A 15,218-nucleotide genomic window follows, 5' to 3' on the forward strand; every position below is an offset into this window, starting at 1 on the left:
TCAAAAACAAAAGCTCTCCTAAAAGTTGTAAGTATGAGATTTTTATGACAATATTGCTTGAATATTGGGAAATGAAAAGTTTTCAGTTTTAACACTTGTTAACTTCATGCTCCTCAAAATCAGTTATTAACCGTTGCCGAATAAAATAGTTTAGTGTGGAAGGATCCGTGGGAGTTAACCTAAAGACAGATGCCTGCTTTGAGGTATTGTTTTATGCCAATCCGCAGCCCATGTGGGTTGTTGAGATAAAATCGCTGCAAATAGTTGAGGTTAATGAGGCTGCGGTAAGGCAGTATGGATATACCAGGCAGGAGTTTTTAAGTAAAAGCATTGTTAATTTATACCATAAAAACGATGTGCCGGCCTTATTGGAGATGATTAAACGCCGGCCAGCCGAGTTGGTGCATTTCGATGGCTGCCATCATCTGGCAAAAGATGGCACCCTGTTTACAGTTAATACTAATGCCTATCATACTGAATACAAGGGCATGCAGTGCTATTTAGTGCAGGCTTTAAGTACTGAGCACTCCAGGCTTGTTGATCTGCTGGCCAGTTCACAGCAGAAATTCAACCATCTGGTTCATCATTCACCTATCGGATTTTGTCAGCTAAACAATCGCTGGCAAATTATGGAATGGAACGCGGCTGCGGAGCACCTGATAGGCTACCAGAGCACAGATGTAATAGGCAAAAAGTTATGGGCAGTACTGCCCGAGCTTTTACATACCGAATTTTATGCCAATTGCATTGAGGCGATGCAAAGGCAGGCGAACGTTGAATTTACCACTTATTACTGGCCGTTGCAAAACTGGTTTGCTGTGGCGCTGTATCCAAATGAGGGCGGGTTAATTTTGCAGTTGAGAAATATCACCCGCAAAAAGATGTTCGAAGAGGCTTTATTATATAAACTGCAGCAGTTAAAACAGATATCATTTTTCAATTCACATTTTATACGCAAGCCGGTAGCCAGTTTAATAGGCGTAACACAACTGGTTACAGAAGGTACTGCTGATAGCTGTGAATTCAGGAGAATAGCTGGCTACATCAACGAATGCGGCACCGAACTGGATGAGATGCTGAAACGCATTAACCAAATGCTGCAGAATAACGAAGGTATAAAGCTGGTTAATAAACTCAATAGTTTTGACTTCAATAAGCTCGTTACAGTTGTAATCGAAGCTATGCAAATTAAATATCCTTGTGTTCAGGTTAATGCCGTACATCCGCACCAATTGCATTATTACGGGAACGAAAAGGCAATACAATCGGCCATCACTAACCTGGTTGATAACGCCGTCAAGTTTTCGGGCGGCCATAAACCCGTTAATATTAAAGCTGATGTTATTAACCATAACATCGTAGTTTCTATACAAGATTACGGGATAGGCATGAGCGATAACCAGCTTGCCGATTTTTTTGAGATATACAATAAAGATAAAGTTACCCTGGCCGTTGGCACAGGTTTACTTAATGTATTTAACGTGATCAAAAAACACTACGGGAATTTTTGGATAGAAAGCCAGGTCAATGTAGGCACTGTGTTTAATATCTGCTTTCCGTTGTCTAACGTGCCTGCATACCGTTTGCACGGAAGCCAAAAATTTGCAGTATACAAACAGCCGCAGTTCAAAATAAACTATCAAAAGCAACAGCAATGTTTATATACCAGCTGGACAGGCTTTCACAACGCCAACTCGGTAAAGGCCTGTTGCATGCACATTACGTCGGCAATACATCAAACAGGCGCTCAAATGCTGCTGATTGACCATTCGGGGGTGCTGGGTGTTTGGGAAGGCGCCGTTAGGTGGATTATATACGAATGGCATCCGAAGTTGGTGCAAGCAGGCGTTACTCACATCGCAGCCGTATATTCGCCTTGCACCTTCAGTAACTTTTCGGCAAAACACATACTGCGGCAAAGTAAGAGTAAAATATGCATCCGGCTGTTTAACACACGCGCCGAAGCTATAGCCTGGCTTAACCAGCAGCGTACTTTACCGGAATCAAATTTTTGCTGATTAATTTCTATAACCAAACCCACAGCCCTTTAAATTGACGCATTACAGGTTATTGCCATTTTAAATTGAATTTTGCATATTTGCACCGCAATAAATAAGCAGGGTTCCGTAGCTCAGTTGGATAGAGCAACTGCCTTCTAAGCAGTAGGTCTTTGGTTCGAATCCAAACGGAATCACTTGAAAATAGCCTTTTGACGATAAGTTGGAAGGCTTTTTTTTGTTGGTATAAAGTTCAATTTATCAGCAAATAGTCTCATCAATACATAGTCTGTTTGCGCACAGTTTGCACAAACAAAGCAACCATAACCTCAAACATTATGGTTACTTATAAAGTCCTGTTAGATACAAGACGAGCCAAATCAGACAGTACTTATGCTGTCACCATCCGAACTACTTGGGAGCGCAAAAGCACCACCACTAACACAGGCGTGTCTATTCCTAAGCAATATTGGAATGAACAGCAAAGTTGTGTTGCAATCAAGCATCCCAATGCAAAACTTCTTAACAAAAGAATCACGGAACACTATCTGAAACTTCAAAAAGCAGTGCTAGAGCTGGAAGATGATGGAGGCTTCAGTTTTGAAGCATTGAAAGAGAAATTGAATGATTCTCACATTATCCCAAAGCTTAAACGTAGCATGACGTTCAAAAACTATGCTGAACAGTTAATTACTGAAATGCTGGATATTAATAAAGCGGGCAATGCTATAATTTATCGAACCGCTATAAATCGATTATTAGCGTTTACAAAAAATGAGAAACTGCAATTTGTCGAAATTGATTTTAGTTTACTTGATGCTTTTAAACGAAAGCTGGTACAGGAGGGAATTAAACAGAACTCTATAAGTAATTATTTTCGTACACTTCGAGCTGTTTACAACAAGGCGATCAAAGCTAAACTGGTGGATAAGTCACGCTACCCGTTTTTGGATTTACCGATAAAGGTTGAGCGCACGGCTAAACGTGCGATTACAATCGACAATCTTCAAGCGATTGCAAAATTAGAGTTCAAGCCTAGGTCACAGGAATGGCATGCACGTAACTATTTCTTTCTCAGTTTTGCGCTGATTGGTGCATCATTTACAGATCTGTGTTATTTAACATCTGCAAACATCAATAAGGGTAGGATAATTTATAAAAGAAGAAAAACAGGGCAGGAGTTGACCATCAAACTTCTACCGTATACAGAAAAGCTATTGAATTATTACAGTGGAACCAATGCTATGTATCTAATCCCGGTTCTGCCACCTGACGTTGTTCAGGATGGCTTAAGAGCAAAGCATATCATCATGCAGTCGATCAAGCAAACTAATAAGTACTTGAAACGAATTGGGAAAACTTGTAATATTGATAATAACATTACCACCTATGTAGCACGTCACACTTGGGCTACCACAGCTAAACGTTTAGGATACAGTATTGAACTAATTGCAGAAGCATTAGGTCATGAGCATGGTAATAAAATTACCAATATCTATCTCGACAGCTTTGACCAAACTTTAATTGACGATGCTAATGCAAGGATTGTACAGTTAATTGAATAAGTAACTGTTGATGATAATAGTTGAAAATACTAGAAGTTATCTCATAAATGACAAAGCAGTAAGTTTGCCATATGAGTGAGCTAAATGAGAAGCAATGGGAGAAGATAAAAGACCTGGTACCAGAGGGCATCAGGCGAACGGATGGTAAAGGCAGGCCCTGGCGGGACAAGCGTGAAGTACTGGAAGGTGTGCTTTGGATACTTCGGACAGGGGCGCCCTGGAAGGACCTGCCTGACCGCTATCCGCCTTATCAGACCTGCCACCGCAGGTTCCAGGGCTGGGTCAAGAGCGGGGTGTTTACGCTTATTATCGAGACGCTGGCCACCGATCTATATGAGCGTGGCGGTGTGGATTTAAGCGAATGCTATATAGATGGAACCTTCTGTATGGCAAAAAAGGGGGCCTACTGGTGGGAAAAACTAAGAAAGGTAAAGGCACCAAGATCATGGCAATCACAGACGCTGCTGGTATTATATTATCTATCTCAGTCCACTCTGCTTCCCCGCATGAGGTAACACTGGTAGAGAAAACGCTGGAAGAACGCTTTATTATTCCGCATCCTGAGCGCCTCATTGGGGACAAAGCTTATGACTCAGACCCGCTGGACGAGCGGCTGAAAGAACAAGGCACTGACCTTATTGCCCCACACCGGGATAACCGCAAAAAGAAAAAAACGCAGGATGGCAGAAAACTGAAAAGGTACAAGCGAAGGTGGAAGGTAGAGCGCTTCTTTGCCTGGTTATTCAATTACCGCAGAACGGTGGTCAGATACGAGTATCATGAGGAAAACTTTAAAGCCTTTGTCCTTTTAGCTTGTTCTATGATCCTTTTAAAGTCATTCTTTCATTTATGAGATAGCTTCTACTAAAAACACAAAACCCATCCGTGAAGATGGGTTTTGCTTGCTCCTTGAGATATTAATGTTAAGGTATATTATATTAAACTTTTAATCTACAAACCGGCTTGTAACCTATAAAAACAGGTTTTTCACCTTCATGTTCAGGAACACTATAAACATCTTCCCAAAGGAAGAATTTAAACAGTTCATGTTCACATTGTTGCTCAATTTTACTCTCAAAAGCAGGTAAGCCCACTTTAAAACGAACTTTACTTACAATTTGAGTAAATTGATTAGTTGAATACGTTTCATCTAAATCAATCTCTTGATCCAGCTTAGCATTATAATTACGTTCTATACCGGTTTTTGGATTATTAACCAAAAGAATGTTTGATAGTACAATCTTCCAGGAATTTCTTCCTCGACCTTTTAGATTGTTAATTACGTCAGCTGCGACATTTCCGATTATCGGAAATATAGAGTTGAATCTTTCTTTTTGTGTGTTCGTAAACACAGATACATCATTTGTATTCATGATAAAATAAAATTTAAATAAAGAAATATGACGTAAAACCTTATTAATTTTATTTTTTCAACAATTTAATTTTCAAAAGTTATGGCAAAACTTTGAATACTATAACATCAATATGTCAAGGAACATGGCCATCAGCATACTAACTAAAAGGAAGCCAAATTGATGGTTTGCAAATGTAAAAATTGACTTCAAATTGCCAATAGCTAAACGTCATTTTAGATATATAAAATATTTAACTGTCTGATAATTAATTATTTATTTTTTATTCTTTATTCTTACTTTTTTTTATTATCTTTATATTATATTTCAGAGGTCAATATACACTTGGTGAGTCAAGGGTTTAAGGTCGGTCATAGCTAACCGATCTTTTATTTTTATCCCAACTTTCCAAAAATATTGAACCTAACCACAGATACATCCACACACCTTCAGATTACCCTTAACACCGAGATACGCCATGCTGTAACTAAGCATTGACGAAAAAATGTATATTGAACCGATTGAAATTGAATTACAACTAGCGGACAACTTTGAAGCCGCCTTTCCAGATAAACGCATTCCTAACGGATTTATAGATAAAAGCAAAACACGCGTAGGTATCACTTACACCTGTTTTCATGACACACGCCATACCATAGCTGTCATTCCCGGTGCTGCTATTATTGAGGACGCATTGGTAGACTATCCTTACTTGAACTTGTTCCCCGTAAAAGACGGAGTTACGGTTGAAGATATTGTTACTGAATTAAATTCAGCTAAATCGTATAAACGTCTGGTCACTACACCAGAGAGCTTTGGTAAGATCATAACAGCAGCCAAGAAGATGAAAAAGCTGCAATGGCTGTATGATAATTTCTTCCTGTATCTGGACGAAGTGCATTGTTATGCCACAGAAGATTTTAGAGAGCATATACTCACACCATTCGATTTTGAAGAGGAATATGTATGGAGGTTTAAAAATATGGCAATGGGTTCAGCTACTCCGTTTAAGTTCAGCGACCCTCGTATTCAGGCATTACCTCACTATAAGCTAATATTCAAAGAGAAATTTGGTAGGATTACCATTGTCAATGATGCTAAACCGCAACAGGTGCTGTGCCAGATGCTGATGCAAACCGAGTTTCCGGGTAATGTGCATATCTTCTTTAACTCGGTAACGGCCACTGGTGAGATAATCAGGGCAACCGGTATCACAGATGTGAACATCTATTGCAGAGACGAGCAGGAGAACATGGTCAAGCTTGGGGAAGCCAGCAAGTACTTCAAACCGCAACCACTCAAAGGTCAATATGCTAAATACAACTTTTACAGTTGCCGGTATAATGATGGCTGGAACCTGGCGGAAGATGAGACGGCCACTATTGTTCTGCTAACGGATAAAGCAATTCCGCATACATTGGTGGGGATACCCTATAAAGGATTTCAGGCTGTGGGACGTATGAAGGTAACACCAAACCGGATATATCACCTAACCAATAATTATGGAAGATTAGGCATGCGCACCTTTGAACAGATACAGGATATGCACCTTTATAATAAGCAGCACAGTATTAGCTATTACAACCTCCATATCAATACCTGTAAAACAGATGGAATGGAAGATGATAACCAGCTACTGGAAATGGTAAAACCATATTCAGGAGTTAAGGACGGAAAGAGGCAACTTGACCATATGAAGCTTGACCAGACCATTTATAAAGAGTACAGCAACGAGCATTACAATAATGCAGCTACGATAGAGGCGACGTGGCAAAGCTGTAATTACGAAACAGAGGTACAGTCATTTGACCTGGCACCTGTAGTTACGGAGAAGCAAAGTAAAGAAGAGATCAATAAGCAGGTGATTGACCGCATACTGGAATACAAAGCACACCCGGAGCAGTACAACTTCAAAGCGGCCACAGCGACCATCAGTCGATATAAAGTCGAGTACCAGCTGCTATTCCAGGCACTGGAACTGTTGGACGCAGAAGAGATAGCCAGACTAAATTATAATGATAAAGCCATGAAAGCAGCACTAATAGAAAAGAGCAACCAACACGCAGAAGCTAAGTTACGCTTACTGTTGATAGATGAATTTAAACTGAAAGATGCCAGCAGTAACAAGCATGCTAACCGCTATACCAACAAATATATTAAAGCCAGATTACAGGGGCTATACGATCAATTAGGCATCTGCAAACCGGATGGAAGCCGTAAACTGGCATCTGCGGAACAGTTAAAAGAGTTCGGGTTATTTGAGTTGAAACCTTGTAAAGCAGATGATGAACAGGGCAACAAGAAGCCGGGAATGGAAATAGTAAAAGAGAATTACACCACGCACAGGCAGCTTCAGGCAGCCTGAGCAGGTGCTTCCATTTTTCCAAAAAGTTGCTTCCTTTACTGCCTTATAAGGGAACGAGACCCAAACCCATTTTTTTTGGAAAGTTAATTATACACAGGAGTAAACTGGCGATAGTGCCGGTTTATTCTATTTTCAAAACGTAAGTTTGGGTCTGTAAAATAAACTGTGTCACCCCCTGGCAGGCCCCATGGGGCCTGCCAGGGGGCGATTGCTACATCAAATCTAATATCATTCTTCCGGGAAACCAAATGGCCAGTTTCTGAGCGGTCATGGCCCAGTTTGAAAGCGGCATCGTCCATTTTTGTTTAATGTTGTTATGGGCCAGATAAATCAGTTTTAACAGGGCCATATCGGAGGTAAAGCCGCCTTTTGTTTTGGTGACCTTTCTGACCTGCCGGTGGAAGCCTTCGATGGTATTAGTGGTATAGATCAGTTTACGGACAGCTTCATCATACCGGAAATACGTGCTTAGCTTTGACCAGTTGTTACGCCATGATTCCAGTACCTTCCCATATTTATTACCCCACTTTTCTTCCAGCTGATCCAGGCGCAGCTCAGCCAGTTCCAGCGTTTCTGCCTGGTAAACCGGCTTCAGGTCTTTCATAAATACCTTCTGATCCTTAGAGGCTACATATTTCAGGCTGTTACGGATCTGGTGGACAATGCAGGTCTGGATCTCTGTTTGTGGGAAGACGGTATTAGTGGCCTGCGGAAAACCGCTTAGGTTATCGATGCAGGCGATCAGGATGTCCTTTACCCCACGGTTCTGCAGGTCGGTCAGCACCGACAGCCAGAAGTTAGCCCCTTCGCTCTGAGAGACATACATGCCCAAAAGTTCTTTGTGGCCGTGACGGTCAATGCCCAGGATATTGTAAACGGCATGGGACACCATCCGGTGGTCTTCCTTAACCTTATAGTGCATGGCATCCAACCAAACGATCGTATAAAGCTCTTCCAGTGGCCTTGATTGCCACTCCTTTACTTCGGGGATGATCTTGTCGGTAATGGCAGATAAGGTGCTGTGGCTGATCTCCGTATCGTACATATCCCTGATGTGCCTGGAGATGTCACGCAGGCTCATCCCTAACCCATACATGCCGATGATCTTCGATTCCAGGCTTTCGGCAAGTATGGTTTCCCGCTTGCGGATCAGTTCAGGTTCAAAGCTGGAATTACGGTCACGGGGCGTATTGACAGATATTGTCCCATCAGACGTACGGACGTCTTTACTGGTCTTGCCATTCTTCCGGTTGCCGGAACTGCGCTCTGCTTGATCTAAATGGCTTTCCAGTTCAGCTTCCAAAGCTGCATCCAAAAAGCTTTTAAGCAAGGGCGCAAAAGCGCCATCCTTGCCATACAGCGACTTGCCCGAGCGGAGTTGCTCCAGGGCTTTCTTCTTCATTTGCTCATACCCTAAGGGCGATTCTTCTTGCTTCATTATAAACTATGTTAAAGGTATTTATTTACGCTTTGACACAGTTTATTTTACAGTCTCGTAAGTTTTCCTGAAAACCTTTGTAAATACCTGCTATTGCTTGAAATTAACCTCAAAATACCTGTTTTGCACAAATAATTGCTCAAACACTTGTTATTACTCATTTTTGCATCAAAACACCTGTTTTGACTGAATTATTGTTGAATTGTGCTTTTTAAGTATCTACTTATAAATATATGGTTTAAGCTGATTCAATAGTAATCTAATCCTATGCGTATCATAATCCATAAGAACCAATCCACATGGAATTAACCGGTAAATAGATGGTTGCAAGCGTTACATCACAAACCGTATCGTACGGAATACAACTGAATTTTGTGATATCTACCATCTGCGGATGTGCAGGAGGAGATTCTTCAGTTAGTAAATACCCAAATGGTTGAAAGTTGATTTCAGACCATTTAACAATACCCAATGCTTCATCATAGCCAACGGAATATCCCATGACCCGCTTGTTTGGCGAATGGTTGGAGTAAATGTAAACTTTGAATTTTGATGGAAATTCGGTTGAATATTTATTGAGCATAAACTCAACCATCTCTTGATGCGACCTTATATATCCTATTTTATCAGCTGATAGAAACATACTGATAATCTGTTTAAAGACATTCAAAGGTTTTAAACGGTATTGCCCTTTGACATATCCTTGTTGGATTTGAGCTTTAAGCAAAGGCATACCTTGCCTTGCAAAATCACAATAGTCTTTCCCATACCATGCACCGGTGTTATTACTACAAGATTTACAAAGACTGTATACACCCTGACCTCGATGACTTTGACTGCGTTTACCAAACAAGGGGCCTGATGTCTCTATTAAATGATCTGATACCTGTATGAATATAGGTCTATCATTGAAAGCACCACGTGGCGGGACATGCTCAAATGTAAGTTCACCATATAAACCGCATATTTGACAATGGCCTTGCTTCTTCATAAGTATCAATCTATATAACCATTAAATATACAGCCATAACCATTTATAAGCAATAACCATTCAATTTCCAGTTTTCCAATTTTTAAGTTCAATTAATACTATATAAGGAAACATAGAAGACGGCTCAATTTTTTGGAAACTCGGTAAGCAGTTAAGCACAGCCTTACCTCACTACTTCTAATAACCACGCCCCCTGGCATCTATATTCTAAAGTCGTTACATATACAGCTCACTGCGTCCAAATACATTTGAGCATTCTGAAAATCATTTGGCGAGAGATATAAGCGGCTGTGCATAGGTCTGTCTATACCCCCGGAACCTGTTGACGAGAAAATGCAATCATATATTGGTGTGCTGCGCACATGATGTCAGGCATAATGCCTGAAAAAACACCTATTGAAGCAATGCTTCAACCATTGACTAAGAACCCTCAATGACTGCTGCCTGCATTCATTTTATCTCACTCACTTTATCCATTCACCTTGTAAAATCAAATCAACCATCATTATGTTAGGACACATCGAACTCGACAACTTTAAACGGGAACCTGAACCCGAATTGCCTAAGCGGCCACCATTCAGAATGCGTAAGTTTTGGATCACCGCAGCTAACCAGGCAGGCATGCCACGTGAACTGGAAGTCAACCGCTTTACTTTATTACACTATCACCGATTGCTGGCTAAAATTAAGCTGTTCTACGCACCACTAAACGAATACGTGTTTGAGAAGGACACACGCTTCTATTCCAAATACAACCATGCCACCATGCATCAATTTCTTTGTTCCTCACTCTACTTTGAACTGGAATGCAGCCCTAATTACCTCTACCAGGTCAATGTAAGGTTTGACAACTGTCCGTTTGAACAGGACATCCGCATGATGCTGCAAACCTATCCCTTAAACAAGCGCTATGTGGAGTATGATACCATTGCATCCGTGAGCAGCTTCTTTGCATCCATTAAAGGCGAGTTTGACCAGAACTGCTTCTCTACTTTAAAAGCTACTGTGGTTAATGAATAGCTGATTGCAAGCTGTTCAATTGCTCGCTTACTTATTTATCCTTATAAGCCCAATGGTCAAACTGTTGGGCTTTCCTGTTTCACTTAATCACCTTTTAATACATCACCACAATGCCAAACGAACAATTAAACGCTTTACTGCAAACGACACCGGAAGATGACCTTTATGTGCTGGTACGCTGGCCCGAGGTGCAGGAGCTGATGGAACATAACTGGTTCCGCAGTGAATGCCTGCTGTACAACCCCTTTGATGACCAGGTTTACCTCGACTCTGCTTACTTCGTTCCAGCAGTTAGGTTGGCTGAACTCAAAGCCGAACAACAAAGCTAAGATCACAGTAACCAACCCTCATTACCTTATAAGCCTGATAGCTCCACTGTCAGGCTTTTTCATTTAGCAACTATCCATTCACTTAAAAATTCAACAACATCATGACCGCATTACTCATTACGCCCGATGTGCTGCCCTGCTGCACCCTCTACATTCTGCTGCAATGGCCATACGTACAAGACCTGATGGAACAAAGCTGGTTCCAATCAGACTGCATCCTTTATCAGCCTACACAGGATCAGGAACACCTGCCACAGGCTTACTTCATTCCAATGGAACGGTTTGCAGAAGCTATTCAGCAAAAGCTCATTGTTTTAGAAGTGTAGCCACTTTTAAAGCCTTACAGGCTACAACGGCTGATAACAGCTTCGAGCAATCAACAGCACCCGTTTACCACAAATTACAAGGCGCTGCAACTAAGCATCCTACATTGAAAGATTACTTTATGCAAGACAACACGATTACTTTAAAAGGAAGCCAGCTGGATATGAACTTCAATCAGGTTCCCACGCAAACCGTTTATTTACTGGTTCAATGGCCTTATCTTGACCAGCTGATGCATTATGACTGGTTCAATGCTGAATGCCTGCCTTACCAGCCCAGCGGAGAAGCACCTTCACCATTAGCTGCATTAGTACCCTTAGAGCGCTACTCCGAAACACTAAAGCAAGGCATCAACGCACTGCGCATCTGATTACATCCATTCACAACGCATTACAAGGCTCTGCATATCAGCAGGGCCTTTTTCATTTCACCACAAATCATTTACTCACTTAATGCCATAACACATGGAAACAACTACACTCACTCCATTATTAAAAGCTGAACCCATTCAGCAAACAGAGCAGCTGACTTATAATGAATGCGTACACAGAACCTATAAGCTGATACTCTTATGGGCTACAGCAGCAATCGCCACTATTGATGACGATAAGTTGAGAGGAACTTTAATAAGAGAGGATGCACTACCCATTACCGAAGGCAGCATTATTCATGAGCTAATCAGCCCTATCCTTTATTTACGCCTCGAATGTTATGCCGGCAATGAATACGGAATTAGGTTTGGCTATGAACCTTCACCATCCTACGGTCAGTACTATCCCATCATGGCAGCATTTGTCAGGATGATTTATAAGCTTACCAGCAAGAAAGCCAGTCAGGTGAACATTGAGAATGCAGTCAGGATATACCATATCCAAGTGGACTGTGCAGACCTCTATGACTGGATGCAGGAAATAGTATCACGTTACCATAGGCATGAGCAGATACCTTATAAGGCGGCAACACTGAAAAGAAAGTTGCAGAAGGTAGCTTAACTATTCGTGGTTACTGTTTAACTTTACCTCATTCACTATTAAAGGAGGATATACAGATTAGACAGTAACCATTACTTACATACAATGAAAATATAAGCGTTAAGCTTTATTTGTCTTGTTTCAAAATCGGCAAAATTTTCAAACACCAAGGCAAATGAGTTCAACGTCCACGCGAAAGCGTCTGGACGAAGACTTGTTTGTGGTGTTGGGTTTTGCCGAACCTTGAAACGCAAATGGAGTTCAGTCCAGGCGCTTTCGTGCGTTACAACCCACCATATAGGACTGGTATGGTGATTAATCAAATCATATCATGTTTACCAAAATCATCTTAGCGGCAATCATTAGTACAGCCGCTATCTCAACCGCCAAAGCACAGTATGTGACTTATGAGCCAATCAATGTCAATCCTTCCATTGCACCTTCAACAGGTAATGTCAGCGTTCAACTCATGAACGGCTACATCATTGGTGCTACTGGTAATGTTCAAAAGATCAAACTTAAAGTGGCACAGATACAAAGGTCTGTAGTCATTGCTGGTGTTAAAGAATTGACTTCAGAGTATTGGAGTGATTTCTCGGTCAATCGACCAGTAGCTGAAAAGCTAAATGCTTATGACAAGCTCGCTGACCAGTTTGAGTACAAGGTCTATATTCCAGTGCTAGGCAAAGTAGTTTACTTCTAAACGGATAGCCCATGAAAACACTATCCTTATGGATTTTTACCGTTGCTCTGCTACAATCTTCCTTTATCAAAGCTCAATCGATAAGTGACTTGGACATGCACAATGGGTTTAATAAAATAAATTTTAGTCTATCACTTCATGAGCTGAAAGAGGTAACACAGCTTAAAAAGATTACATCTGATAAGAAAACAAAAGAAGAAACTTACCTAGTCAAGCATCCTGATGACTTCAAAGTATATGGATATGTACCACAGTATGTTTGTTTATATTTCTACAAGGATCAACTTTACGAAATTGAAATTAAATTGCAGGATATGTTAGCCTCTGAACGTAGTACTATACGAGCAGACATGATTACACGTGTCGTTCAAAGTTATGGCAGCTATACGGCACAGGACACCAGCGCACAAACCAAAAGCTCAAGAAAGGAAACGTATCGATACTGGAACGGACAAGTGGTTACCCTAGTACAAGGTTGGCCTTGGAGTAATGAAATCGTTGGTTATTCCAAAAATCTAATGCAGCAGCCTATCGTCAGAGGTGACAAGTGGTATTTTCTCAACAACAAAGTAGTCATGGAGCGAAAGAACGAACTTGGGTTGAATCAAGGTCTTTAAAAGTCTCATGTTTAAAAGTTTAGCATAGAGCTTATCCGTTATTAGGATAGGCTCTTTTTGCGGTTTCCAGTTAATGCAAACTTATTATATCGACAGTATAACGGAATTTCAGCGACCGTTGCAAAGCTGTTATATCCACAGTATAATTTTATCAACACCTAGTATGAAAGCAAAACCAACTCCTTACTTTTAAAGTAAGATGACACCTGAACAGCGTTATACCTTATTATGGCTCACCAGTGCAATGACACTGCCTGCTTACTTCACCACAGAGCGTTACTTCTATGATGGTATGAACCAGTGCTTCTTTACCAGGTTACAGGCTGACAATTGCGGTGTTCGGTTCGTTATCAAAAATCATTACGGTAAACCCTTCTACTTACCTATTGAGGCTGACTTGCAGGTAAGGGTAGAACTGATAAATGATGATATGAGTGAGATCATTGAGATACCCAGGCTCAATGTGCAGGACAAGGTAGCTATACAGCAAGCATTCCTTGCCAACTTTCATGGTGTGTACTTTGAGCAGGAACTATCAAAAGCTATTGGTAAGCAATCAAATGACTTTAGCTTGGTACTGGACAGGGTACTCAACTTTCATAATGATGCTATACACCTGATGCCTTATTGGGAAGAGTATAAGCTAGACACAGTGATGCAGTATTTAAATGTGTTTACCAATGCTATAGGTGTTAACTTAATTATTAGCTAAGCATTATGGCTGTTCAATATCCTATTGCATGGCATACCATTGATAACTGTTTAGTGGATGTTGACGAAGCTAAGCGAGGTGTGGCTGACTATAGATGTCCTGATCCTGATTGTGAGAAACCATTAATATTTAAAAGAAACTATAAAGGTACCAAATATTTCACGCACAAAGTTGCAGCAACTTGTACAGGTGAAACTTGGCTGCATTCAACTGCTATCATCATTATACAGGAAAATAGCTATATAATGATAAATGGTACCAATTGTAACTATACAAATGTTCGTACTAAGCAACCGATTGGCAAACGTATTCCTGATGCCATTATAGATACTGATAAATATCTTGACTTGCTTATTGAAGTAGTTGTTAAAAGCGACTTAACCAAGGAAAAGTTAGCTGACCTGGACGCTCACAACATACTGCGTATTGACCTAGAGAATTTGAAAATAAATTTTAAAAATCTCAACAAGGAGAAGTTAACTAATATGGTACTGTATGACACAGGTCGGATTAGCCTAATTCCTGCTTGTACTTATACGGCTACACCGGCTCAAACCACTGATGAATTGGAGGACTACAGTTGGATTGTGTTGCTGGCCATACCTATTTTGACATACTTTGGATTGAAGTATTACAACGGACATTCAACCGAGTACAATCAGAAACGTACTAAAAAATTAGTAAATCATATAAGACGAAAGCAGTACTGGTAAATCGGTGTTTACTCACCACCTAAGCCAGCAAACCCATGTGCCAAGTTGCGCTACACCTGATAAGTACTACCGTACACATCAGCTTTCGCCAAGCAGAGCTTGACTTGTCATAGTGTTTGCA

Annotated in this window: 16 protein-coding genes and 1 tRNA gene; 14 read left to right on the forward strand and 3 right to left on the reverse strand. The window is 40.8% G+C overall.

Annotated elements, in window-relative coordinates:
* Positions 1–155: 155 nt before the first annotated feature.
* The 4 genes from ACY652_RS14565 to ACY652_RS14580 all read left to right on the forward strand — a co-directional run bounded on the left by ACY652_RS14565 (position 156) and on the right by ACY652_RS14580 (position 4,415).
* A complete protein-coding gene (locus ACY652_RS14565) occupies positions 156–2,018 on the forward strand; it encodes a PAS domain S-box protein (protein WP_462265114.1) in 1,863 nt (620 codons plus the stop codon).
* Between the two features lie 102 nt (positions 2,019–2,120).
* Positions 2,121–2,194 (forward strand) — tRNA-Arg (locus ACY652_RS14570).
* Positions 2,195–2,335: 141 nt separating this feature from the next.
* Positions 2,336–3,562 carry a phage integrase SAM-like domain-containing protein gene (locus tag ACY652_RS14575; protein WP_462265115.1) on the forward strand — a complete coding sequence of 409 codons (1,227 nt, stop codon included), beginning with the start codon at positions 2,336–2,338 and terminating at the stop codon, positions 3,560–3,562.
* 71 nt (positions 3,563–3,633) lie between these two features.
* Positions 3,634–4,415 (forward strand): IS5 family transposase gene (locus ACY652_RS14580; RefSeq protein WP_462265116.1). Its coding sequence is split into 2 segments (ribosomal slippage): positions 3,634–3,967 and positions 3,967–4,415, totalling 783 coding nucleotides; the frame shifts between segments, so codons are not numbered across the junction.
* An 85-nt stretch (positions 4,416–4,500) separates the two neighbouring features.
* Here ACY652_RS14580 and ACY652_RS14585 read toward each other — a convergent pair.
* On the reverse strand, positions 4,501–4,935 hold the full coding sequence (locus ACY652_RS14585) for a hypothetical protein (protein WP_462265117.1): 435 nt from the start codon (positions 4,933–4,935) through the stop codon (positions 4,501–4,503).
* Between the two features lie 484 nt (positions 4,936–5,419).
* On the opposite strand from ACY652_RS14585, the gene ACY652_RS14590 reads away from it, so the two are divergent.
* On the forward strand, positions 5,420–7,279 hold the full coding sequence (locus tag ACY652_RS14590; RefSeq protein ID WP_462265118.1) for a DEAD/DEAH box helicase family protein: 1,860 nt from the start codon (positions 5,420–5,422) through the stop codon (positions 7,277–7,279).
* A 211-nt stretch (positions 7,280–7,490) separates the two neighbouring features.
* Here the strand turns inward: ACY652_RS14590 and ACY652_RS14595 are convergent, their stop codons facing one another.
* Together ACY652_RS14595 and ACY652_RS14600 are read right to left on the reverse strand one after the other, a co-directional pair.
* Complete coding sequence (locus tag ACY652_RS14595) at positions 7,491–8,717, reverse strand: IS256 family transposase (RefSeq protein ID WP_462265119.1); 1,227 nt, start codon at positions 8,715–8,717, stop codon at positions 7,491–7,493.
* Between the two features lie 274 nt (positions 8,718–8,991).
* On the reverse strand, positions 8,992–9,708 hold the full coding sequence (locus tag ACY652_RS14600) for a hypothetical protein (protein WP_462265120.1): 717 nt from the start codon (positions 9,706–9,708) through the stop codon (positions 8,992–8,994).
* 507 nt (positions 9,709–10,215) lie between these two features.
* Here ACY652_RS14600 and ACY652_RS14605 point away from each other — a divergent pair.
* The 9 genes from ACY652_RS14605 to ACY652_RS14645 all read left to right on the forward strand — a co-directional run bounded on the left by ACY652_RS14605 (position 10,216) and on the right by ACY652_RS14645 (position 15,097).
* Entirely contained in the window at positions 10,216–10,728 is a 513-nt protein-coding gene (locus ACY652_RS14605; RefSeq protein ID WP_462265121.1) for a hypothetical protein, read from the forward strand.
* Between the two features lie 110 nt (positions 10,729–10,838).
* Positions 10,839–11,057, forward strand: coding sequence for a hypothetical protein (locus ACY652_RS14610; RefSeq protein WP_462265122.1), 219 nt, complete (start codon positions 10,839–10,841; stop codon positions 11,055–11,057).
* A gap of 101 nt (positions 11,058–11,158) precedes the next feature.
* Entirely contained in the window at positions 11,159–11,383 is a 225-nt protein-coding gene (locus tag ACY652_RS14615) for a hypothetical protein (RefSeq protein ID WP_462265123.1), read from the forward strand.
* Positions 11,384–11,502: 119 nt separating this feature from the next.
* Positions 11,503–11,751, forward strand: a complete 249-nt coding sequence (locus tag ACY652_RS14620) for a hypothetical protein (RefSeq protein ID WP_462265124.1) — start codon at positions 11,503–11,505, stop codon at positions 11,749–11,751.
* 94 nt (positions 11,752–11,845) lie between these two features.
* Complete coding sequence (locus ACY652_RS14625) at positions 11,846–12,373, forward strand: hypothetical protein (protein WP_462265125.1); 528 nt, start codon at positions 11,846–11,848, stop codon at positions 12,371–12,373.
* 310 nt (positions 12,374–12,683) lie between these two features.
* Positions 12,684–13,055 carry a hypothetical protein gene (locus ACY652_RS14630; protein ID WP_462265126.1) on the forward strand — a complete coding sequence of 124 codons (372 nt, stop codon included), beginning with the start codon at positions 12,684–12,686 and terminating at the stop codon, positions 13,053–13,055.
* A gap of 11 nt (positions 13,056–13,066) precedes the next feature.
* Positions 13,067–13,672 (forward strand): hypothetical protein, encoded by a 606-nt coding sequence (locus ACY652_RS14635; protein ID WP_462265127.1) that lies wholly within the window; start codon positions 13,067–13,069, stop codon positions 13,670–13,672.
* Positions 13,673–13,871: 199 nt separating this feature from the next.
* Positions 13,872–14,384, forward strand: coding sequence for a hypothetical protein (locus tag ACY652_RS14640; protein ID WP_462265128.1), 513 nt, complete (start codon positions 13,872–13,874; stop codon positions 14,382–14,384).
* Positions 14,385–14,389: 5 nt separating this feature from the next.
* The gene (locus tag ACY652_RS14645; protein WP_462265129.1) at positions 14,390–15,097 is read left to right on the forward strand and encodes a hypothetical protein; all 708 of its coding nucleotides are present in this window, start codon (positions 14,390–14,392) and stop codon (positions 15,095–15,097) included.
* Positions 15,098–15,218 lie beyond the last annotated feature (121 nt).

This window comes from Mucilaginibacter sp. (assembly GCF_965200995.1).
Taxonomy (GTDB): Bacteria; Bacteroidota; Bacteroidia; order Sphingobacteriales; family Sphingobacteriaceae; genus Mucilaginibacter.

Coding starts and splice junctions, on each gene's coding strand:
- ACY652_RS14630 (WP_462265126.1), top strand. CDS start 12,684: ATGTTTACCAAAATCATCTTAGCGGCAATCATTAGTACAGCCGCTATC.
- ACY652_RS14610 (WP_462265122.1), top strand. CDS start 10,839: ATGCCAAACGAACAATTAAACGCTTTACTGCAAACGACACCGGAAGAT.
- ACY652_RS14595 (WP_462265119.1), bottom strand. CDS start 8,717: ATGAAGCAAGAAGAATCGCCCTTAGGGTATGAGCAAATGAAGAAGAAA.
- ACY652_RS14635 (WP_462265127.1), top strand. CDS start 13,067: ATGAAAACACTATCCTTATGGATTTTTACCGTTGCTCTGCTACAATCT.
- ACY652_RS14620 (WP_462265124.1), top strand. CDS start 11,503: ATGCAAGACAACACGATTACTTTAAAAGGAAGCCAGCTGGATATGAAC.
- ACY652_RS14640 (WP_462265128.1), top strand. CDS start 13,872: ATGACACCTGAACAGCGTTATACCTTATTATGGCTCACCAGTGCAATG.
- ACY652_RS14600 (WP_462265120.1), bottom strand. CDS start 9,708: ATGAAGAAGCAAGGCCATTGTCAAATATGCGGTTTATATGGTGAACTT.
- ACY652_RS14645 (WP_462265129.1), top strand. CDS start 14,390: ATGGCTGTTCAATATCCTATTGCATGGCATACCATTGATAACTGTTTA.
- ACY652_RS14605 (WP_462265121.1), top strand. CDS start 10,216: ATGTTAGGACACATCGAACTCGACAACTTTAAACGGGAACCTGAACCC.
- ACY652_RS14575 (WP_462265115.1), top strand. CDS start 2,336: ATGGTTACTTATAAAGTCCTGTTAGATACAAGACGAGCCAAATCAGAC.
- ACY652_RS14615 (WP_462265123.1), top strand. CDS start 11,159: ATGACCGCATTACTCATTACGCCCGATGTGCTGCCCTGCTGCACCCTC.
- ACY652_RS14585 (WP_462265117.1), bottom strand. CDS start 4,935: ATGAATACAAATGATGTATCTGTGTTTACGAACACACAAAAAGAAAGA.
- ACY652_RS14625 (WP_462265125.1), top strand. CDS start 11,846: ATGGAAACAACTACACTCACTCCATTATTAAAAGCTGAACCCATTCAG.
- ACY652_RS14590 (WP_462265118.1), top strand. CDS start 5,420: ATGTATATTGAACCGATTGAAATTGAATTACAACTAGCGGACAACTTT.